The sequence below is a fragment of the Bacillus sp. FSL R5-0443 genome, from assembly GCF_038608285.1.
GTDB lineage: Bacteria > Bacillota > Bacilli > Bacillales > Bacillaceae > Bacillus > Bacillus velezensis.
The window spans coordinates 2705307-2726321 of the sequence record NZ_CP152013.1; the positions used below are offsets into that span (position 1 = coordinate 2705307).

General features: G+C 46.6%; 23 protein-coding genes. 1 reads left to right on the forward strand and 22 read right to left on the reverse strand.

What is annotated here, in order from left to right:
• Positions 1–8 precede the first annotated feature (8 nt).
• The 18 genes from ccpN to rpsU all read right to left on the reverse strand — a co-directional run bounded on the left by ccpN (position 9) and on the right by rpsU (position 15588).
• Entirely contained in the window at positions 9–647 is a 639-nt protein-coding gene (gene ccpN / locus NYE28_RS13420; RefSeq protein WP_003152989.1) for a transcriptional regulator CcpN, read from the reverse strand.
• Between the two features lie 100 nt (positions 648–747).
• Positions 748–2787 carry a glycine--tRNA ligase subunit beta gene (gene glyS / locus NYE28_RS13425; protein ID WP_059368104.1) on the reverse strand — a complete coding sequence of 680 codons (2040 nt, stop codon included), beginning with the start codon at positions 2785–2787 and terminating at the stop codon, positions 748–750.
• Positions 2780–3667 (reverse strand): glycine--tRNA ligase subunit alpha, encoded by an 888-nt coding sequence (gene glyQ, locus NYE28_RS13430; protein WP_094031841.1) that lies wholly within the window; start codon positions 3665–3667, stop codon positions 2780–2782. Before glyQ ends, glyS begins: the two co-directional genes overlap by 8 nt.
• A 301-nt stretch (positions 3668–3968) precedes the next feature.
• The gene (gene recO / locus NYE28_RS13435; protein ID WP_015240232.1) at positions 3969–4736 is read right to left on the reverse strand and encodes a DNA repair protein RecO; all 768 of its coding nucleotides are present in this window, start codon (positions 4734–4736) and stop codon (positions 3969–3971) included.
• A 36-nt stretch (positions 4737–4772) separates the two neighbouring features.
• Positions 4773–4916 carry a YqzL family protein gene (locus tag NYE28_RS13440; protein WP_007408286.1) on the reverse strand — a complete coding sequence of 48 codons (144 nt, stop codon included), beginning with the start codon at positions 4914–4916 and terminating at the stop codon, positions 4773–4775.
• Positions 4917–5070: 154 nt separating this feature from the next.
• On the reverse strand, positions 5071–5976 hold the full coding sequence (gene era, locus NYE28_RS13445; RefSeq protein ID WP_007408285.1) for a GTPase Era: 906 nt from the start codon (positions 5974–5976) through the stop codon (positions 5071–5073).
• Positions 5957–6367 carry a cytidine deaminase gene (locus NYE28_RS13450; RefSeq protein ID WP_003152976.1) on the reverse strand — a complete coding sequence of 137 codons (411 nt, stop codon included), beginning with the start codon at positions 6365–6367 and terminating at the stop codon, positions 5957–5959. Before NYE28_RS13450 ends, era begins: the two co-directional genes overlap by 20 nt.
• A 123-nt stretch (positions 6368–6490) precedes the next feature.
• On the reverse strand, positions 6491–6865 hold the full coding sequence (locus tag NYE28_RS13455; RefSeq protein WP_015240233.1) for a diacylglycerol kinase family protein: 375 nt from the start codon (positions 6863–6865) through the stop codon (positions 6491–6493).
• On the reverse strand, positions 6846–7319 hold the full coding sequence (gene ybeY / locus NYE28_RS13460) for an rRNA maturation RNase YbeY (protein WP_012118016.1): 474 nt from the start codon (positions 7317–7319) through the stop codon (positions 6846–6848). The genes NYE28_RS13455 and ybeY overlap by 20 nt, the downstream gene beginning before the upstream one ends.
• Complete coding sequence (locus NYE28_RS13465; protein WP_094031843.1) at positions 7320–9452, reverse strand: HD family phosphohydrolase; 2133 nt, start codon at positions 9450–9452, stop codon at positions 7320–7322.
• An 80-nt stretch (positions 9453–9532) separates the two neighbouring features.
• Positions 9533–10492, reverse strand: a complete 960-nt coding sequence (locus tag NYE28_RS13470) for a PhoH family protein (protein ID WP_007408283.1) — start codon at positions 10490–10492, stop codon at positions 9533–9535.
• Between the two features lie 3 nt (positions 10493–10495).
• Positions 10496–11680, reverse strand: a complete 1185-nt coding sequence (gene yqfD / locus NYE28_RS13475) for a sporulation protein YqfD (RefSeq protein ID WP_015240234.1) — start codon at positions 11678–11680, stop codon at positions 10496–10498.
• Between the two features lie 17 nt (positions 11681–11697).
• Positions 11698–11979 (reverse strand): sporulation protein YqfC, encoded by a 282-nt coding sequence (gene yqfC / locus NYE28_RS13480; RefSeq protein WP_003152966.1) that lies wholly within the window; start codon positions 11977–11979, stop codon positions 11698–11700.
• A 56-nt stretch (positions 11980–12035) separates the two neighbouring features.
• A complete protein-coding gene (locus NYE28_RS13485; protein ID WP_060562635.1) occupies positions 12036–12470 on the reverse strand; it encodes a hypothetical protein in 435 nt (144 codons plus the stop codon).
• A 27-nt stretch (positions 12471–12497) separates the two neighbouring features.
• Positions 12498–13490 carry a flotillin-like protein FloA gene (gene floA / locus NYE28_RS13490; RefSeq protein WP_007408280.1) on the reverse strand — a complete coding sequence of 331 codons (993 nt, stop codon included), beginning with the start codon at positions 13488–13490 and terminating at the stop codon, positions 12498–12500.
• A 24-nt stretch (positions 13491–13514) separates the two neighbouring features.
• Entirely contained in the window at positions 13515–14831 is a 1317-nt protein-coding gene (locus tag NYE28_RS13495) for a nodulation protein NfeD (protein WP_094031844.1), read from the reverse strand.
• A 122-nt stretch (positions 14832–14953) separates the two neighbouring features.
• Positions 14954–15400, reverse strand: a complete 447-nt coding sequence (locus tag NYE28_RS13500) for a GatB/YqeY domain-containing protein (protein WP_094031845.1) — start codon at positions 15398–15400, stop codon at positions 14954–14956.
• Between the two features lie 14 nt (positions 15401–15414).
• Entirely contained in the window at positions 15415–15588 is a 174-nt protein-coding gene (rpsU, locus tag NYE28_RS13505; RefSeq protein WP_003152957.1) for a 30S ribosomal protein S21, read from the reverse strand.
• A 171-nt stretch (positions 15589–15759) separates the two neighbouring features.
• Here rpsU and NYE28_RS13510 point away from each other — a divergent pair, with 171 nt between their 5' ends.
• Positions 15760–16686 carry a Na/Pi symporter gene (locus tag NYE28_RS13510; protein ID WP_015240237.1) on the forward strand — a complete coding sequence of 309 codons (927 nt, stop codon included), beginning with the start codon at positions 15760–15762 and terminating at the stop codon, positions 16684–16686.
• 37 nt (positions 16687–16723) lie between these two features.
• Here NYE28_RS13510 and mtaB read toward each other — a convergent pair whose 3' ends face one another.
• Genes mtaB through dnaJ form a run of 4 tightly spaced genes read right to left on the reverse strand, consistent with a single transcriptional unit; the run spans position 16724 to position 20958 of the window.
• A complete protein-coding gene (gene mtaB, locus NYE28_RS13515; protein ID WP_007408276.1) occupies positions 16724–18079 on the reverse strand; it encodes a tRNA (N(6)-L-threonylcarbamoyladenosine(37)-C(2))-methylthiotransferase MtaB in 1356 nt (451 codons plus the stop codon).
• On the reverse strand, positions 18079–18849 hold the full coding sequence (locus tag NYE28_RS13520; RefSeq protein ID WP_007408275.1) for a 16S rRNA (uracil(1498)-N(3))-methyltransferase: 771 nt from the start codon (positions 18847–18849) through the stop codon (positions 18079–18081). The genes mtaB and NYE28_RS13520 overlap by 1 nt, the downstream gene beginning before the upstream one ends.
• A 22-nt stretch (positions 18850–18871) precedes the next feature.
• Positions 18872–19807 (reverse strand): 50S ribosomal protein L11 methyltransferase, encoded by a 936-nt coding sequence (gene prmA / locus NYE28_RS13525; protein WP_015240238.1) that lies wholly within the window; start codon positions 19805–19807, stop codon positions 18872–18874.
• A gap of 23 nt (positions 19808–19830) precedes the next feature.
• Positions 19831–20958, reverse strand: coding sequence for a molecular chaperone DnaJ (gene dnaJ / locus NYE28_RS13530; RefSeq protein WP_003152895.1), 1128 nt, complete (start codon positions 20956–20958; stop codon positions 19831–19833).
• Positions 20959–21015 lie beyond the last annotated feature (57 nt).

Genomic DNA, 21015 nt, shown 5'->3' on the forward strand with positions numbered 1-21015 from the left:
TTTCAAGCTTATATGATTTCATTTTCTGATAAACTGACAAGTATCTTAGTCATATTCGTTTTGGTAAACCGGCCGATGACCTCAAAGCCTTTATCCGTATCTTTAATAACGGGCAGGGCATCGATCTGTTTTTCAATTAAATACTTGGCGATGTCCATCACATAATCGTCACGCCGGCAGACGGCGATATTCGGCATTCTTGTCATGATAATATGAACCGGTATTGAGGCAAGTTCCTGCTGGCCGATGCTCGCCCGCAGCAAATCTTTGCGTGACAGCACACCGACTAAGACAGCATCACGATCTACGACAAATAACGTGCCGACATCTTCTAAAAACATGGTGCAGATGGCATCGTATACCGAGACATTCTCATTGATGACAACAGGGATCGATTGAAAATCTTTCACTTGCAGCTTTTTCAGTTTATCCGCAAGCAGCTGATTTCCCGTTTTCCCCGTATAAAAATAACCGACCCGCGGACGGGCCTCTAAGAAGCCTGACATGGTGAGTATGGCCAAGTCCGGCCGCAGCGTGGCCCTCGTTAAATTGAGCTGTTCTGCGATATGCTCTCCGGTAATCGGGCCGTTTTCCTTTACAATCTGTAAAATTTGTTCTTGCCGTTTATTTAATTCGATCGTACTCACCACCTTTATGGAAGGGTTTCTTTATCTATGTTTTCATTCTGTGATGTTTATGTAAAAGGGGAAAAGACGATTGCCGATCACACAGCAACCGTCTTTTTCTTTATTTTACAATAAGATGATTCATATTAGCAAAAGACTTGATCACATCTGCAAGAGCGGTCATTTGCGCTAAACGGTTGGTTTTTAATGCTTCATCGTCCGCATTTACCATCGTGTGATTAAAGTAGTCTTCAATCGGCTCCTTTAATCCGCTGAGCACGGCAAGCGCCTGTTCATAGTTTTTGGAGGCAAAGCTTTCCGCGACACTGTCTTTTGTTTTTTGATAAGCGTCAAACAGCTTTTTCTCCTGTTCATTTTCAAACAGATCCGGATTGATATCGCGGCTCTCGCCTTTTTTGCTGATGGAGATGACCCGGCCGAGTGATTCAGCCGTTTCTTTAAAGCCGGGTGTGCCGAGGTGCTTCTCAAGCACTCTTGCTTTATGAACGGCTGCATACGGCTCAAGCTCTGTGCTGTCCAGAACGGCTTCGATAACGTCATGACGGATGTCTTCAGCGTTTAAGACGTATTTCAGACGCTGTGTAAAGAAATCGAGGAGCTCATTTTCTTTTTCCGTTTCTGTCAATGACAGCAGCTCTTTAAAAGAAATGCCCCAGTTGCGGTCGATCAGAATGGAAACGATGCCGCTTGCCTGACGGCGCAATCCGTACGGGTCCTGAGAACCTGTCGGAATCACGTCAATGCTGAAGAAGGAAGCAATCGTGTCCAGTTTATCAGCTAACGCCACAACCGCGCCGGTAAAGGTTGAAGGCACTTCTCCCCCGGCCGCTCTCGGCATATAGTGCTCATTGACAGCGGCAGCGACGGCTTCATCTTCACCGAGCATGCGCGCATATTTTTCTCCCATCACGCCTTGAAGCTCAGGGAACTCATAGATCATATGTGTAACCAGGTCAAATTTAGAAATCTCTGCGGCGCGCTTCACAAGGTTTTGCGTCTGTTCATCCGCTTTCAGGCGGACGGCAAGTTTGCCCGCAATGGCGGCCACTCTCCTTACTTTATCTCCAAGGGAGCCGAGCTCTTCATGGAAAACGATATTTTCCAGTTTCTTCACGTTTTCATCAATGTTCAGCTTTTGGTCTTCTTTGTAGAAGAACGCAGCATCTGAAAGCCTTGCTCTCAGCACTTTCTCGTTTCCGCGGGCAACATTTTCAATTGCATGGCTGTTCCCGTTTCTTACCGTAATAAAATGAGGCAGCAGATTCCCGTTTTCATCTTTTACCGGGAAGTAGCGCTGATGCTCTTTCATTGTTGTTACAAGCACTTCTTCAGGGATAGAAAGAAACTCGGATTCAAAAGATCCGTAAAGCGCCGTCGGGTATTCCACCAGATGGTTGACTTCGTTCAGCAGGTCCTCATCGATCGGAATGTTCCATTTCTTCTCGGCTGCAAGCGCGTCCAGCTGGCTTTGGATCATTTGTTTGCGTTCTTTCGGGTCAGCAATGACGCTTTGTTCTTTCAGCAGCTTTTCGTATGATGACGGTGCATCAACAGATACTTCTTGGCCGAGAAAGCGGTGTCCCTGTGTGTTCCGGCCCGTCTCGACATTTGTGATTTTAAACGGAATGACGTCTTTTCCAAAGAGAGCGATAATCCATTTGATCGGACGGATATAGCGCAGATCCTGCGTGCCCCAGCGCATGTTTTTCGGAAAATGCATTCCGGCAATCAAATTTTCCAGCTGCGGTAAAAGTGTCTTCGTCTCTTGTCCCGCCTGGAATTTTTGAACGAAGACATATTCCGTGCCGTTTACATCTTTTATATACAGGTCATCCACTCCGGCGCCTTGGCCTTTTGAAAATCCGATAGCGGCTTTTGTCCAGTTTCCGTCAGCATCCAGAGCGATTTTTTTCGCAGGGCCTTTTGCTTCTTCCTGAATATCAGCCTGTTTTTCTGCTACGTCTTTTATATATACTGCCAGACGTCTCGGCGTATTAAAAAGTTTCACTTCGCCGTGGGCGATATTTTTTTCAGCCAGCCAGCCGGTCAGCTTTTCACCGAGCTGCACCATGCTGTCATGTAAAAACCGCGCCGGCATTTCCTCGAGTCCGATCTCTAAAAGCAAGTCTTGTTTACTCATGGGAAGAGCCCTCCTCTTTAAGCATTGGGAACCCTAATTTTTCCCGTTCTTCATAATACGTTTTTGCCACTTTTCTCGCTAAGTTGCGGACACGGCCGATATAACCCGTCCGCTCCGTCACCGAGATCGCGCCTTTTGCATCGAGCAGATTAAATGTGTGAGAGCATTTCAGCACATAATCATAGGCCGGATGCACGAGCCCGTTATCCATTTGTCTGATCGCTTCTTTTTCATAGGTGCTGAACAAACGGAAAAGCATATCCACGTCAGATGTTTCAAAAGTATAAACGGAATGCTCATATTCAGCCATCATAAATAAATCTTTCACAGTAAATCCTGACGTCCATTCAAGATCAAAGACGTTTTCTTTATCCTGAATATATGACGCGAGACGTTCAATACCATATGTGATCTCAACGGATACCGGTTTACATTCAATTCCGCCCACCTGCTGGAAGTATGTAAACTGAGTAATTTCCATCCCGTCAAGCCATACTTCCCAGCCGAGACCTGCACAGCCTAAAGACGGGTTTTCCCAGTTGTCTTCTACGAAACGGATATCATGTTCAAGCGGGTCAATGCCGAGCGCACGCAATGAATCAAGGTAAAGCTCTTGAATGTTATCAGGCGACGGCTTGATAATGACTTGGAATTGGTGATGCTGATAGAGCCTGTTCGGGTTTTCACCGTACCGTCCGTCAGCAGGCCGTCTGGACGGCTCAACGTAAGCCACTCTCCACGGTTCCGGCCCGATGCTTCGTAAAAATGTATACGGGCTCATTGTGCCTGCGCCTTTCTCCACATCATACGACTGCATGAGCACACAGCCTTCATTCGACCAGTGCTTCTGCAAGGTTAAAATCATATCTTGAATGTTCATTTCAAGCACCTCCACTTTCTCCATTCTTTTACAAGTGCGGCGGCAACCAAAAAACTCCCGTCTCTATGCTTGCCGGCCGCAAACATAGGGACGAGAGTTCTCCCGCGGTTCCACCCTAGTTGCTGAGGATGTGAATCACTCAGCCTCTTTTTAAAGGGTTGCTCGAGAATGCCTTTCGTTGCGCGCTCATCCTTAGCTTACACTGCCCTAAGGTCGCTTGTATGAGTTGGACGCAAGTACTTCTTTCTGTCACTGCAACATATTTTATAATAAATGATCATATAAAAAGATGGGCAGAATGTCAACTTTTGTTTTCATCCAAAAGGTTCTTCATGCTTTCCATCTGATCTAAAAACCGTTTTGACTTTAAATAAAGTCCTGAATATTCCTCGTAATACAGATCAATGACCCGTTTAATTTCGTTTTTGGTTTCCTGTTTTAACGAGACGCTGCCGAGCCTTCCGATATCAAAGTAATAAAAAAGCCTTAGCAGCCTTGCCGTTTGCGGCGACATCGGAACTCTGTACGGATCCTTTTCAAAGCAGCGGTGGCAGATAAACCCGTTATCTCTTATCGAAAAATGAAACGTCCCTTCCCCGCTTTTGCAGTGGACACAATGATTCAGCTCCGGATACAGCCCCATGACGCCGAGCATTTTCATCTGCACGATGAAGGTGATCACGTCCGGGTCAGTCCCGTCATTCAGCCTCTTAAAGGATTCGAGAATCAATTCGAATAAATAGGGGTTCGGTTTCTTCTCTTCCGTTCCTTTGTCAGTGAGTTCAGCGATAAAAGCGGCATACGCCGTCAAAAATAAATCTTCTCTGATCGTTCTCATGCTGAGAATCATTTCACCCTGCTGGAGCGTGCCGAGTCCGGATGTTCTTTGCATTAAAAATGACCCGTACAAAAACGGCTGGCTGACTGCTGACAGCCGGCTGGCTGACTTCCTGGCGCCCCTTGCCATGACGCCGATTTTGCCGTGTTCCCTCGTCAGCAATGTCACGATTTTATTCGTCTCCCCGTAGTCATTCGTACGGAGCACGATTCCTTCACTTTTAGTCAGCATTTCCGCACCTTCCAACAACGGGAGGGGCCAAGAGGTTTACAAAATTGGAAAATCAATTCGGGCTAGCTCATCTTCCGGTTCTTCGGGTCTTTCCAGGTTCTCTTTTTCCAGTTCTTTAAAAAGAAGGTACGTATCAACACTTCCTGTTTGAGAAAATACGTTCCAGGTAAAATTCAACACAAAAAACCCACCTTTCATCATTAAACTAGCTTGCTATCCAAATTCTTACCCTTATCTTGACCTGATGTCCTCCTTTTCATGTTAAACAAATTTTGCTAACGAATCCCTGCTTCTGTGAGGTAATCTCACACCTCAGGCATGCGCCTTAGATGAATTAATATTCATCCTCTTTGAAGCCGAAATCACGCAGCTGAGACATTTTATTCCGCCAGTCCTTCTGCACCTTCACCCATAATTCCAGGTAAACGCGTGAGCCCAAAAGAGCTTCAATATCAGCCCGCGCTCTTTTGCCGACTTCTTTCAGAAGCGCTCCTTTTTTGCCGATGACGATGCCTTTTTGAGAATCCCGCTCGACCACAATGGTGGCGGCGACATGGACGGAGCCGTTTTCCTGCCCTTTAATGGACTCGATGGCGACAGCGATGCTGTGCGGCACTTCTTCCCTTGTCAGATGGAGCACCTTTTCCCTGATCAGTTCAGAAATAATGAACCGCTCGGGATGGTCAGTCACCTGATCGCTCGGATAGAACTGAGGCCCTTCCGGTAAATACGCTTCAATCTGCGCGAGAAGGGTTTCGACGTTGTTCCCTTCCAAAGCTGAGATCGGCACGATTTCCTTAAACGGATAGCGCGTACGATACTCATCAATTAAAAGAAGCAGCTGGTCAGGGTGGATCTTATCAATTTTGTTAACGATCAGAAAGACCGGTGTAGACGTCTGTCCGAGCTTTTCAATGATAAACTCGTCGCCTTTTCCGTACCCTTCTTCGGCGTTAATCATAAATAACACCAAGTCAACTTCTTTCAGCGTATTCTGCGCCACTTTCATCATAAAGTCGCCAAGCTTGTGCTTTGGTTTGTGAATGCCCGGTGTATCAATAAAAATGGTCTGCGACGTGCCGGTTGTCAGCACCCCTTGGACTTTATTTCTTGTCGTCTGGGGTTTGTCGCTCATGATGGCGATCTTTTGACCGATGACCCTGTTTAAAAAGGTAGACTTTCCTACATTCGGCCTTCCGATGATAGATACAAATCCTGATTTAAAGCTTTCGTTCGTCATGTAAATCCTCCGATGAAAATGCGCCCGGTAATAATTCTTCCGCAGTCATTTCTTTTATTTGTCCTTGTAAGTTGGTCAGAATAACAAGCATATCCTTTGAGCACAGCTCGGAAATTACTTGTCTGCAGGCTCCGCACGGCGAAACCGGTCCCGGAGTATCCGCAGCCACGGCGAGCATCGCAAATTCCGTATCCCCCTCGGAAACAGCTTTGAATATCGCCGTGCGTTCAGCACAGTTGCACATGCTGTATGCCGCATTTTCGATGTTGCAGCCTCTGTACACTTTTCCGTCTTTGGTAAGAAGAGCGGCTCCCACTCTGAAATTTGAATACGGCACATACGCTGTGTCCCGCGCTTTTAATGCTTCTGCAATCAATTCTTGTCTGTTCATGTGTACTTAATTCCTCTCTTACCTTTATCCTGTATGATACCGCTGTCACTTTTATTTTACATAATTATGATTGGTTTTTCACGCCCATTTTTGGCAATGTAAAATAATTGTAAGAATCTTCTGCTAACATATCTTCGGCAAGAAGATGAGTAAACCAATGATACACGATATCACGGCAAAGACGCAAACGGCTCCGGCGGCCGCGTCCTTTGCCGCTTTTGCGAGCGGGTGATACTGATCGGTAACTAAATCCACAACATGCTCTATCGCGGTATTTAACAGCTCCAAAGCAAGCATTCCTCCGATCAGCATCAAAACAACGGCCCATTCGGCTGTGCTCAGCCCGGTGAGAAAACCGCAAACGATAACGGCGCAGGCCGCGGTAATATGAAATTGAAAATTCCGCTCTGACCGCGCCGTTTTCCAGATTCCCCTCCATGCATGGACAAAGCTCTTCAGGAACCTGCTCCACTCGTTTTTATGATCTCGTGAGTCCATACTCATCCAGCAAATCCTTTTGCTTTGAAAACATTTCTTCCTCTTCTTCTTTTGTCATGTGATCATAGCCAAGCAAATGCAAAAAGCCGTGCACGGCCAGAAAACCGAGCTCTCTCATAAACGAATGGCCGTACTCTTCCGCCTGCTCTTTCGTTCTGTCTGCGCTGATGATAATATCTCCTAAAACAGGCGGCATGTCGGCGCCTACGATTTCAACCTCGTCTTCGCCTTCTTCTTCAAGCGCAAACGAAATGACGTCAGTCGGAGTGTCTTTTCCCCGGTAGTCTCTGTTGATTTCTCTGATTTCCTCATTTGTCACAATCGTGACCGATACTTCAGCCTGGTCCTGAACGCCTTCTTTTTCCGCCGCGAATTGGAGCAGCTTCTCCACTTCTTGGAGCGCATCAGCTGAGACGCTATTCGTTTCATCAACAATATCTATGAGTAAACTCATTTATTTCACCTTCTTCGTAGCCTCCGGATATTCAATCCGGGAGTGGAAAATTCCTTTTAAAGTCGCACATAGTGTTTTTGCGATCGTATCCAGTTCTCGGAACGTGAGATCACATTCTGAGAATTGTCCGTCCTGAAGCTTATCGGATATAATTCCCCGCACCAGTTTTTCGATCCGCTCGGGATTGGGATTATGCATGGAACGGACGGCGGCTTCAACGCTGTCGGCCACTGAGATAATAGCCGCTTCTTTCGATTGCGGCTTCGGCCCCGGGTAGCGGAACTCTTTCTCTGTAATCTGGTCGCCCTTTTCTTTCGCTTTATAATAAAAGAATTTTAAAAGGGACGTTCCGTGATGCTGCTCCGCGATATCCACAAGCTCTTTCGGAAACTTATAGCTTCTGAGCATATTCGCACCGTCTGTCGTATGTGCGATAATGATATTTTTGCTGAGCTGCGGAGACAGCTTGTCATGCGGATTATCCATATTCATCTGATTTTCAATAAAATATTGCGGACGTTTCGTTTTGCCGAGATCGTGATAATACGCTCCGACCCGTGCTAAAAGACCGTTTGCCCCTACGGCTTCACAAGCCGCTTCCGACAGATTTGCCACCATGACGCTGTGATGATATGTACCGGGTGTTTCCGTTAAAATCTTTCGAAGCAGGGGATGATTCGGATTAGACAGTTCAATCAGCCTCATTGTTGAAAGAATGCCGAATCCCGTCTCAAAAAACGGCATCAGACCGATAATCAAAACGGATGAAGCAAGTCCCGAGACGACCCCCATCAGCATCAGCGTTCCGATTTCAACCGGTGACAGCGCCGTATTTTGTATTAATAAAAGCGACAGCACGATAATCATATTAATAAATGAGACGAACAGTCCCGTCTGCAATATTTTTGACCTCGCATTATGTTTTCCCAAAAACAGAATGCCTGAAATGCTGCTGATTAAATAGTAAATGCCGATGACGTAATTAAATGTTCCCGTCACACCCTGATTAAACATCATACTGCCGCAGATCGCCAGAATGATGCTTCCTAAAATGGCGAGCCTTTCATTGAGCAGCAGCCTGATTAAAATCGCACCGGCGGCGATCGGCACAAGATAGCCGATATTGGTGTATTCAATCTTCTGAAAGAGACTGACGACTTCCATAATGACGAGAATAAGCGTTGTAATGATAGAAAACAGCAAAAGAGATTTATTTTTCAGCTTAAGCTCCTGCTGCTGTTTCTCAAAATAGTAGACAAGCGTGGCAATAAACAGGCCGATCATCAGAAGGAGACCGCTGATCGGTTTTAACAGGTTGGAATTATTCAAAAGACCCGTCAGTTCAAGCTTCCTGTATACTTCCCGGTCAATCAGGTCATTCTCTTCCACGAGAACCTGTCCCTGTTTGATCTGTACCGGCTGGACGCTGTCTGACGCTTCCTGGCGTTTTTCATCGGTCGCTTTCGGATCAAAAACATAATTCGGGATGACCGCGTATTTTCCGATTTCAGTCGCAGCCGCTAAATATTTTGACGGCACAGAAGCGTTTTTCAGCTCTTTTGCGACCTTATCCTTCGCTTCGGCAAGCTTTTCAGAAGGAATTTCACTGCTCATCACCGTATTCACCGCGGTAATGACGGAATCCCTCACAAATGAGAAATCTTCATTGTTTGCATGGAGAAGCGATTTAATGGCATCTTCCGAGACGGATTCATTGACATCCTGTGTCAGCTTGTTTTTCACCGATTTTACCAGTGATTTTTCCGAAGGTGACTTTTTGTCTTTTTCCGCATCTTTTTTCACTTCGCCGATGCTGTCAAAAATGGAAGTGATCAGGTCAAGCCGATTGTCGGTATAGCCTTTTTTCAGAGTGTATTGATCTTCCACCGCATCTTCGGCCGCCTGTTTTTTCGATTCCGTCGCCTGCTGATCTTCCACTGTGGCGGGCGCGTAAATCGTTTTATCACTGACTGCAAACAAATCCAAATTAAGTGATTCAGGTTTTACATGAATAAAGAGCAAACCAAACATGATCGCTGAAAGCAGCAGGTACAGCAGCACATGGGCTGAGCGGGCATGTCTGAAACTGCGGAACCGTTCCCGGGCGCTTTTGCCCTTTCCCTTCTTTTTCAAAACAAGAACCTCCTCCCTGAAACATCAGGAACACATCATATAAAAATGACCCGATAACGGGAGATCGGGTCATTTTTGCATTACTTTTGCTTATCATAAGCTTCAATAATTTTTGCAACAAGCGGATGCCTGACCACATCTGTCTGGTCAAGTTCAATCACGGAGATGCCGTTTACGTCCTTCAGCATGTCCTTCGCTACTGCAAGTCCCGATGTGACGCCTTTCGGCAGGTCAATTTGGCTTACGTCGCCCGTAATGATCATTTTAGAGCCAAAACCCAATCTCGTCAAAAACATTTTCATTTGAGCGGGAGTGGTATTCTGGGCTTCATCAAGAATCACATACGCGTCGTCAAGCGTCCGCCCTCTCATATAGGCAAGCGGGGCGATTTCGATAACCCCTCTTTCCATAAGACGCTCCGTATGGTCGCTTCCGAGCACATCATGGAGCGCGTCATACAGCGGGCGCAGATAAGGATCTACTTTTTCCTTTAAATCTCCGGGCAGAAAACCGAGGCTCTCGCCGGCTTCCACAGCGGGTCTTGTTAAAATGATTTTTTTAATGTGGCCGTTTTTTAAAGCGTGCACCGCTTTTACGACCGCCAAATAAGTTTTGCCGGTTCCCGCCGGCCCGATGCCGAACACCATGTCGTTTTTCTTCATCGCCGCCACATATTCTCTTTGGCCGATGGTTTTGACACGGATCGGTTTGCCTTTTGCCGTTTTCGTTATTTCCTCTTCATACATGCTTTCAAAATAGTCCAGTTCATCTTTTTTTGCCATTTTCACGGCATACAGCACATCACGTTCCGAAATCTCGATCCCCTTGCGAATTAAAGTAAGGAGCGAGCCCAATAATCTGTCAGCGATCTCAAATGTTTCATCATTCCCGGAAACGTAAATGGTTTCACCGCGTGTGATGAGGCTAATGCCCAGATCCTTCTCCATTAAATGTAAAAAAGCATCTTGGCTGCCGAACAAAGAAAGTGCTTCGTCCGGGCTTTTCAGTTTGTGATTAATCGCAAGTAAATGTTCTGCCATTCTTTAGTCTCCCTGAACAATAGGTGTGGTTTGAACGATATCTTCTATAACTTGGTAGAGAATAATCAACTTTACTTTACCATTCTCAACGGATTGGTGCAAAACTTTTTCACTTTCCACCTCTCCGCTGCCGTTTAATCGCTTTTCTACATCTTGTCTTCCCATTTTGATACCGGCCTGAACCGCTTCGCCTTTCGTATAAGTCCGCACGGATGTTTCACTTTCTCTTGTCTGTTCTGAAACGTAAGAAACCGGAAGCTTCATCCCCAGAAATTGAAACGGATGCTTTTCTTCCTCTGTTTTCGGATGTTTCAGCGGCTTCTCATTAAATTCAAAGCCCCAAAAAGGCACGCCCCATGATCCGAAAGACAGCTTGTGCTTCGTCCTTACTTTACCCGTATATAGCGTAAATGATGTTTCAAGGGGCACGGTTACTTCTGACTTGTACCATGTTTCTCCGTAAATTTCCGCTTTTGAGGCGACTTTCCGGTCTTCATTTCCGATCAGTCCTGAGACGAGGAGCTGTCCTTTGTCAACATGATCGTTCACAAAAGCCATCGGCTGCCCCTTTTGCACGAACATCCTTTTGATGACCGCCTTCTTTTTGGCAACGATATGGCGGGGGCTTACGTACTTTTCTTTTGTCGGTTCGTTCTTTTCGACCACTTTCATATGAAGGGCTGTCCCGTTCAATTCCACACCGACCCACGTAATATTATCGATGCCGTTTGTTAATGATTTTTGAATTTTTTCCGGCGTCATCATTAAAAATTGCAAACGGCCTTTTTTCACACCGATTTCTTCAAGGTGCTTTACCATCTGATGCTCGGTTTCGGGCTTGGCCCCTTTAATATCAATTTCCCAAATCATGTTGGACAAAAGAAACAATATAACAAAAAATATCACAAATCCCGCAGTGAAGCCCAGATTTAATTTTGATTTGAGAAGCAGAAAGGGAAGACCCTTTCTTTTTGTAAAGCTTGCTTTGCATTCATGTTTTCTGATGACTCTTCTGAAAGCATGTACATCTTGAAGCTGAATCATCAGCAGAACACAGTCTTGCTTTTTTTTCACCGCAAAGATGGCGATTCCGTTTCTCGTGCATTCATTCAGCAGCCGTTCAATCCCTTTTCCTTTGACTTCCATTTGGACTTTACCCGAAAAAAATGACAGCCATTTGTTTTTCACATTATTTCCCCCCGGCTTTATGAATCGACATATCGTACGTGATCTATCGTGCCTTCCAAAAGGATTTCCTCAGGAAGGATTGCCTTAATGACCAAGTTTTTTCCTGATATGATACACTGCCCCTGCTTGAGCATCAGCCTGACTTCTTCTTCACTGAACAGCAGGAGGCCTCTGTGATTCTCTATGTAGATATGAAGTCTGCCGACCATCGTAATACGAGGCAGATCCATCATAACGTCCGGGGGAATTTCCAATGCTCTTGTCAGCCATGCCTTTACACGATTCTTTCTTTGCCCCATAAAAAAAGAACCCCCTTTCATCTCATATGTATGATTTGAAAAGGGGTTCTAACACTTTATTTTTTACCGATGTTCCGCATGGTCCGGTGCGGTTTTTTTGCACGGGGCGGACCCAAAACCTCACTGAATATAATGCCTTGGACCGCAGTTTCTTTATTTATTTTGAGGGCTGATTTCTTCAGAGACGCGTTTCGTGCGCGTGCGGATGTCAGCTTATGTTCGAGCCCGTTAAACATCTGCTCCGTCTCCGCTAGGCGCTTTTCAGCTTCCCTTCTTTTTTGCTCAAAAGGGTTCTCTTCTGAAACGGCAGGCCATTCTTCCGCTTCCGGCTTATGCTCTTTCTGCGGCTGTTTTTGATCCTGCTTTTTTGCCTGATTTCCGGGACGTGTACCCGGCGGACGTTTTTCATCTTTGTTTTTCTTGCCGAATATTGCCGATATAATGCCGATGACGGCGGCAATGACGAGCGGATTTGTCAGAATCTCGTGCATATAGCGGCTCCCTCCTTAATAGAGAGGTTATTGTTGGTCTTCATCTTGCTGGTCATTCGTCAGCTTGCCGATAGAATCCCTCATGTCCGTATCCGCGTCGATATTTTTTATGTTCATATAGTCCATGACGCCGATGTTTCCTTCACGCAACGCTTCTGCCATCGCAAGCGGCACTTCGGCTTCTGCTTCCACGACTTTTGCACGCATTTCTTCTACGCGAGCGCGCATTTCCTGCTCTTGGGCGACCGCCATGGCGCGGCGCTCTTCGGCTTTGGCCTGCGCAATGTTTTTGTCTGCTTCTGCCTGATCCGTCTGAAGAATCGCTCCGATGTTTTTGCCGATATCAACGTCGGCGATGTCAATCGAAAGAATTTCAAATGCGGTGCCTGAATCCAGCCCTTTGCCAAGTACGGTCTGCGAAATCATATCAGGGTTTTCAAGCACTTTTTTATGATTGTGAGAAGAACCGATTGTCGAGACAATCCCTTCTCCGACACGGGCGACAACCGTCTCTTCTCCCGCTCCTCCGACAAGGCGCTCAATATTGGCTCTTACCGTGATTCTGGCTTTTGCTTTTACTTCAATTCCGTCCATGGCGACACCCGCGATAAACGGTGTTTCAATGACCTTCGGATTAACGCTCATCTGTACGGCTTCCAATACGTCACGCCCGGCCAGGTCAATGGCTGCGCAGCGTTCAAATGACAGCTCAATATTGGCGCGCTGTGCCGCAATCAGGGCATTGACCACCCTGTCGACATTACCTCCGGCCAGATAATGGCTTTCGAGCTGATTTGTTGTTGCGGACAGGCCGGCTTTGTGCGCTTTAATTAACGGATTGACAACGCGGCTTGGTATGACGCGCCGCAGCCTCATCCCGACCAAAGTGAAAATGCTGATTCTGACTCCTGCCGCAAGCGCCGAAATCCATAGCATCACCGGTACAAAGGTGAAGAATATGGCTAACACAATAATGGCAGCAGCAACTAATGCTAAAATCGCCAAACTTGACAGTTCCATCTAATTCCTCCTCAAGGTTATCATCTATATTTCTCTCACGACAATGCGTGAGCCTTCCGCTTTCACTACTTTCACCTGTCTGTCTTTTTCAGTGAATGATCCTTCTGAGACGACATCCAGACGTTCATCATCAATAATGACGGTGCCTGACGGTCTGAGGGCTGTAGCGGTAACGCCGACTTTTCCCAACAGCTCCGTCCGGTTCTGATTTGAAACATAACCGCTCTCCGTGCTTGTTGAATCAGTTAATATTAATTTTTTAAAGAATTTCATTCGTTTCCCCAACACCCTTGTTAATATGATAAAGGCTGTAATAGACACAGCAATGGCGATCAATAGAGAAACCGCCATTACGGTAAAGCTGCCCGCAGCGAGAAAGAGGCTCGCGATGACGCCTGCAATACCGATAAGACCGATTATGCCTCCGGGCAGAAATATCTCTAAAAGGATAAAAACCAAGCCCGCGCAAAATAAGAATACGCTGTCATAGCCGGCGAATCCGGCAGCGATATGCCCGGTGAAAAACAGCAGCATGGCCGTCAGTCCGACGGCACCCGGTATCCCGAGGCCCGGCGAGAACAATTCAATGGTCAAACCAAGCAAAGCAAGCGTTAATAAGACGGGGACAACAAACGGATTTGTCAGCCATCTGCCCAGTTTGCCGACGAAACCTTCTTTTGCATGGTGAACATCCGCTTTGTCAAAACCGAGCTTTGTATATAAAGCATCAAGGTCTGAAACCGTGCCCTCCGAATATCCGACTTCCTTGGCTTTTTCAGCTGTCAGTGTCAGCAGTTTTCCCTTTGGGGCGCCCGCTTCCTTTGCATTAATGGCGGGATCTGCCATGGCCAGGGCGTATTTCGGATTTCGGTTGTTTTTAACCGCTGCGTCCTCCATTTCTGCATGCCACAGTGATTGGGCCTTTTTGTCTGCCGCGTTTCCCTTTCCGTCGATGATGGCTGCGGCACCCATTTTTCCGCCCGGCGCCATATAGATTTCATCTGCCTGAAGCGCTATATACGCTCCGGCAGAAAGCGCCCGTTTATTAACGTAAGCGGTAACAGGCACATCCGCGCGGCCGATGATATCAGCAATATCCAAGGCTGATTGAACGGCGCCTCCCGGTGTATTGATGTCAAGAATAATGTGTGACGCGCCGGACTCCTTCGCTTCTTTGAAAGAACGCGATAAAAACGAGGCGAGCCCCTGTTCGACATTTTTCTCAACCGGGATGACATAAACCGATGGGTGATCAGCTTTCGCGTTCAATTGAACCCCTAATAAAGATAATACAAATAAGCCCAATAGAGCAACAGCAATTCCGGTTTTTTTTTGGAACAAGGCAAATATACCCTCCTTCCCGTTTCGTTCTTCTTTATATACGTAACAAATGTACTTTAGTTTCATTTTTTTATGTATAAAAAAAGACATCTCTCAAGGAAAGATGTCTTTTTTCTTGTCAATTAAGATAATTGACTGCTGACAAGTCTGTTAATTACGCTGCCGTCAGCTTTACCTTTTACTTTAGGCATAATAGCACTCATCACTTTGCCTATGTCCGCTTTGGAGCTCGCACCGACTTCAGCGATGGTTTCATTTACGATTGTCTGCAGCTCTTCTTCAGAAAGCTGCTTCGGTAAATAAACTTCTAAAATGTCCAGCTCTTTTTGAACTTTATCTACTAAATCTAAACGATTAGCGTTTGAAAATTCATGGAGGGAGTCTTTACGTTGCTTAAGTTCACGAGATAGGACAGTAAGTTCCTCATCCTCGGTCAAACTGTCTTTCTTAAGCTTAATTGCTTCGTTTTGAAGTGAAGCTTTCACCATTCGAACGACAGTCAGTTTGTCTTTCTCACGGCTTTTCATATACAGCTTCATATCTTGGTTAAGTCGCTCAAGAAGACTCATAAATCCACCCTCTTTTAGAATTTGCGTTTTCTAGCAGCTTCTGACTTTTTCTTGCGCTTTACGCTAGGTTTTTCATAAAATTCGCGCTTTCTTGCTTCTTGCAAAGTACCTGTCTTTGATACACTGCGTTTGAAGCGACGAAGAGCATCTTCAAGCGATTCGTTTTTTCTAACGACCGTTTTTGACATTCTCTTTCCCTCCCTCCGAATACACCAATCGACTACCTTTAAAAAGATACATATATAAACATGTACTTTGACATTATAATATAAGCCATCAGTCAGGTCAACTAAGCGAGCTCACTTTTCCGTCATGAATAAAGCTGCTTGTCTATATAATGATGGAAAGGGGTGTTTCATTTGATGATACTGATTCTCTTTACCGCACTTATCCTGATTTTTTTACTCGGAATGAGCCTGCTCAGGCAGGGGCTGATCGCATTAACGTATTCAAAAATTGAGAAGAGCCTGCTCTTATTTACCGACCACCCTTTGAAAGCTTTTCTCATAAGCATCGTATTCACTGGTTTTCTTCAGAGCAGCTCAGCCTTCATGGTCATTGTCATCGGCTTTGTCAGCGCAGGCGCTTTATCTTTTAAACGGACCATTCCGATGATTCTCGGCACGAATGTCGGCTCCACGTTTACGACGGAGTTTTTAGCCATAAAGATGGATGTGCTCATTTGGGTGCTTTTTATCGGAGGCCTTGTGTTTATCCTCCTCCGTAAATATCCGTTCAGGCAGATCGGCATAAGCTTCCTCGGTCTCGGCATCATCTTTTTTTGCATCACATGCTTCAGCCGGCTCGCCGTTCCGCTGACAGAAATGAAGGCGGGGGCGGAGGTTTTGCGACATGTGAATGATTCGAGCTGGTCCGCTCTTTTTATCGGCATGATATTGACGGCAATCATTCATTCAAGCTCCGTCTGCATCGGCATTTTGATGAGTTTTATGAACGAAGGGGTGATCGGCATTGAACAAGCGGTCAGCGTCGTTCTGGGATCTAATATCGGGACATGCGTCACGGCCGTCATGGCTGCTGTTTCAGGCGGTTATGCCGCCAGACAGACCGCCGGTGCTCACGTTGTGTTTAATATTCTCGGCGTGCTGCTCGTATTTCCCTTCCTGTCCGCATCAGCAGGTTTTACGGAGCGCCTGTCTGATGATCCCGCGCAGATGATTGCGCATTTCAGCCTGTTATTTAACGTAGTCACCGCCTTATTGTTTCTGCCGTTCACACATTTGTTTTACCGGCTGATTGACAGGCTGATTCCTCCGAAACCGTAAAAAAACCGATGCGGGAAGGCACCGGTTTTTTTATCAGTTATGAAGACATGCGCATGTTTCGGGTCATTTCATCCTCAACGACGCGGACGAATTGTCCTTCGTTATACGGATAGCCCGCTTTTTGAATTTTGACTTTGACAAGTTTGCCGATTACATCTTCCGTGCCTTTGAAGACGACTTTCATGTAATTGTCCGTATAGCCGACGAACATGCCCTCCTCATCAGACTCTTTAAACGCCTCTTCCGGAATGATTTCCAGAACCTCTCCTTCATAATCGGAGGCGTATTCTTTTGCAAGCTGGTCAGACAGCGCGATCAGCTTATGCACCCGTTCGTTTTTCACGTTCTCGTCAACCTGGTCTTCCATTCTGGCCGCAGGTGTTCCGGTGCGTTTGCTGTAAGGGAATACGTGAAGCTCTGAAAACTTATGTTCTTTAATGAACCGGTATGTTTCCATAAATTCTTCTTCCGTTTCTCCCGGGAAACCGACGATGACATCAGATGTGACGGCAAGACCCGGCAGCGCTTCTTTCAGCTTATTTAAACGGTCCGCGAAAAATTCCATCGTATATTTGCGTCTCATCCGTTTCAGAACGGTGTTTGATCCTGACTGAATCGGGATATGAAGGTGACGGACGATTTTATCAGACGCATCCAGCACTTCAATCACTTCATCAGTGATTTGGCTTGCTTCAATAGATGAAATTCTGATCCGCTTCAGTCCTTCTACACGTGTATCAAGCTCGCGGAGAAGCTTGGCGAAATTATAATCTTTCATATCTTCGCCGTAGCCGCCCGTATGAATCCCCGTCAGGACGATTTCTTTATAGCCGGCATCCACCAGCTGCTGCGCCTGTTTAATGACTTCTTCCGGATCGCGGGAACGAAGCAGGCCGCGCGCCCAAGGGATAATGCAGAACGTACAGAAATTGTTGCAGCCCTCTTGGATTTTTAACGACGCTCTTGTGCGGTCAGTAAAAGCGGGAACATCCAGCTCTTCAAACACGCGTGCTTTCATAATATTGCCGACGCCGTTGATCGGCTGGCGCTCTTCCCTGTACTGCTCAATGTAACCGAGCATTTTTTCACGATCCTGCGTGCCGACGACGATGTCAACACCCGGGATGGCCATAATTTCCGCCGGAGAGGTTTGCGCATAGCACCCTGTTACGCAGATGACGCCGTCAGGATTTTGGCGGATCGCCCGTCTGATGACTTGACGGCTTTTTTTATCTCCCGTGTTTGTTACCGTACATGTATTAATGACATATACATCTGCTGTCTGTTCGAATTCTTTTCGTTCATAACCCGCATCTTTAAACAGCTGCCAGATTGCTTCTGTTTCATAATGGTTGACCTTGCAGCCAAGGGTATGAAAAGCAACAGTTGCCATTACTGATCACCTCTTAATAACTCTGTATGATAGGAAACTGCGCTTAACGCGTAAAGAGGCGCAGTTTCAGTCCGTAAAATTCTCGGTCCGAGGCCGCATAAGACGGCGCCTTTTTCTGAAAGCTGATGAACTTCAGACTCAGTCAGACCGCCTTCAGGGCCGAATACGATTAAAAGAGACGAACCTTGCGGAAGGCTTTTGAGCTCCGCAGCGAAAGCGCCCGTTTCTCCCTGCTTTGATGACTCCTCGTATGCAACGACACATTTATCGACATTCTCCGCCATTTCAAGCAGCTGCCGGAACGTATGAACGGTTTTCACTTCGGGAATTTCATTGCGGTACGATTGCTCCGCCGCTTCCTTCGCGATTTTCGCCCATCTCTCCCGCTTTTTCTTTGCCTTTTTGTCGTCTAGCTTAACGACGGATCTGGCGCCCTGAAAAGGGATGAACATACTTGCCCCCAGCTCGGTCCCTTTTTGGATAATCCATTCAAGCTTATCGCCTTTCGGGAGGCCGCTGGCGATCCTGATCTTCAAAGGCAGTTCACGGTTTTCACCCGTCCATTCAGCAATGCTGCATGATATATGATCTTTAGAAACCTCTTTAAGCAGGCATAACGCTTCATGGCCGTCTTTCGAACAGCAGATAATCCGGTCTCCCGCACTCATTCTCATGACGTTCGCTATATGGTGGACGTCTTCCCCCGTGATTTGAAAATCAGGAGTTTCGTCCATCTCCTGCTTCGTGAGCTCGATAAAATATCGTTGCATACGCTGTGACACCTACTAACTGTTATTTTTTCGCGATGATGCTGACCCAATCTTCCATAGACAGAATTTCTATGATGGTAAAGCCGGCTTTTTCCAACGCTTCTTTTACTTCCTGTTTTTTCTGGCCGATAATGCCTGAAGTAATAAAATGGCCTCCGTCTTTGAGCAGGTCGTACGCCTGTGATGTAAAGCGGAGAATCACTTCCGCCAAAATATTTGCGACAATGACATCATGTTCGCCCGTGATGCCGTCTAACAAATTGTTCTGCTTCACTTCGGCCGTATCACTCACTTTGTTCAATTTCACATTCAGACGCGCGCTTTCAACAGCGACCGGATCAAGGTCATACGCATGAACCGATTCGGCCTCAAGCATGGCGGCCGCGATGCTTAAAATTCCTGAACCGGTGCCGACATCAATTATACGGTCGCCTTTTTGAACGATACGCTCAAGCGCCTGAATGCACAGAACCGTTGTCGGATGCGTTCCCGTACCGAATGCCATACCCGGATCCATTTCGATAATCAGTTCATCTGTATGAACAGGTGTGTACGTTTCCCAAGTGGGAACAATCGTGAACTTTTCAGAAATTTTCACAGGATGATAATACTTTTTCCAAGCTGTCGCCCATTCTTCTTCATTAACTTCAGAAATGGTGATTGTGTTTCTGCCCAAATCAATGTCGTACAAAAGCAGATTATTAATCGTCTCTTTAATGCCGTCCACCGTTTCGCCGAGGAAACTGTTGATCGGCAGATACGCTTTGACAATGACACCCTCATCGGGGTAATCATTGGGGTCGAGCTGGTAGATTTCCCCGTAAACATTCTCACGCTCTTTCATTAAATCAAGCGGATCTTCGATGACAACCCCGCTCGCACCAGCTTCATGCAAAATATTTGAGATGGGTTCAACCGCTTCATGTGTTGTGTGAATGCTGATTTCGGACCATTTCAAAACTACCAACTCCTATCCAATCATTACTCGCCTTTAAATGCGCGTTTTACTTTGTCAAAGAAACTCATTTCTTGTTCATCCGGCAGGTTTCCGCTGACTTCAGCGAACTCGCGGATGATGTCTTTTTGTTTGTCTGTCAGATTCGTCGGTGTGACGACGCGGACGACAATGTGCTGGTCGCCTTGTCCGTAGCCCCGGACGTTCTGAACGCCTTTGCCTCTTAATCTGAATTTCGTGCCTGTTTGTGTGCCGGCAGGTATTTTCAATTTCACTTTTCCGTGAAGCGTCGGCACTTCCACTTCGTCTCCGAGTGCCGCTTGGGCAAACGTTAACGGCATTTCGCAATAAATATCGTCTCCGTCGCGCTCAAAGAACTCGTGGGCGCGCACATGGAATACGACAAACAGATCTCCCGCAGGCCCTCCGTTTACGCCCGGTTCACCTTGGCCCGGAACGCGCAGCTGCTGTCCGTCATCCACACCGGCAGGAATCGTGACATTGATTTTTTTCCGTTTTTTCACTTTGCCCGTGCCGCCGCAGTCAGAACACTTGTTTTTGATGATTTTTCCTGTTCCTTCACAGTGGTGGCAGACTCTTCGGTTAACCACTTTGCCAAACGGCGTGTTCTGTTCGACGTTCAGCTGGCCAGAACCTCCGCAGTGCGAGCACGTATCCGGCTTTGTTCCCGGCTTCGCGCCAGACCCTTTACATGTTTCGCAATTCTCTTCGCGCGGAATTTCAATGATCGTTTCTTTCCCGAAAGCCGCGTCTTCAAATGACAGGGTCATTGTATACTGCAGATCCGCGCCTTGCCGCGGCGCATTCGGGTCACGGCGTCTCGTGCCGCCTCCGAAGATGCTTGAGAAGATGTCATCGAAACCGAAGCCGCCGAAGTCTCCGCCGCCTCCGAAACCGCCGCCGAATCCCTGGTTAGGGTCTGTATGGCCGAATTGGTCATATTGAGCGCGTTTTTGGTCGTCTGAGAGCGCTTCGTACGCTTCTTTTACCTCTTTGAATTTTTCATCTGCTCCGGATTCTTTATTGATATCAGGATGATATTTTTTTGAAAGCTTCCGATAGGCTTTTTTGATTTCATCCTTTGAAGCGCTCTTACTTACCCCAAGCACTTCATAGTAATCACGCTTACTCATCTCGCTTCACTCTCCCGAATTTCTCACATAAATTAGATTGTATCATTTTGAATTATG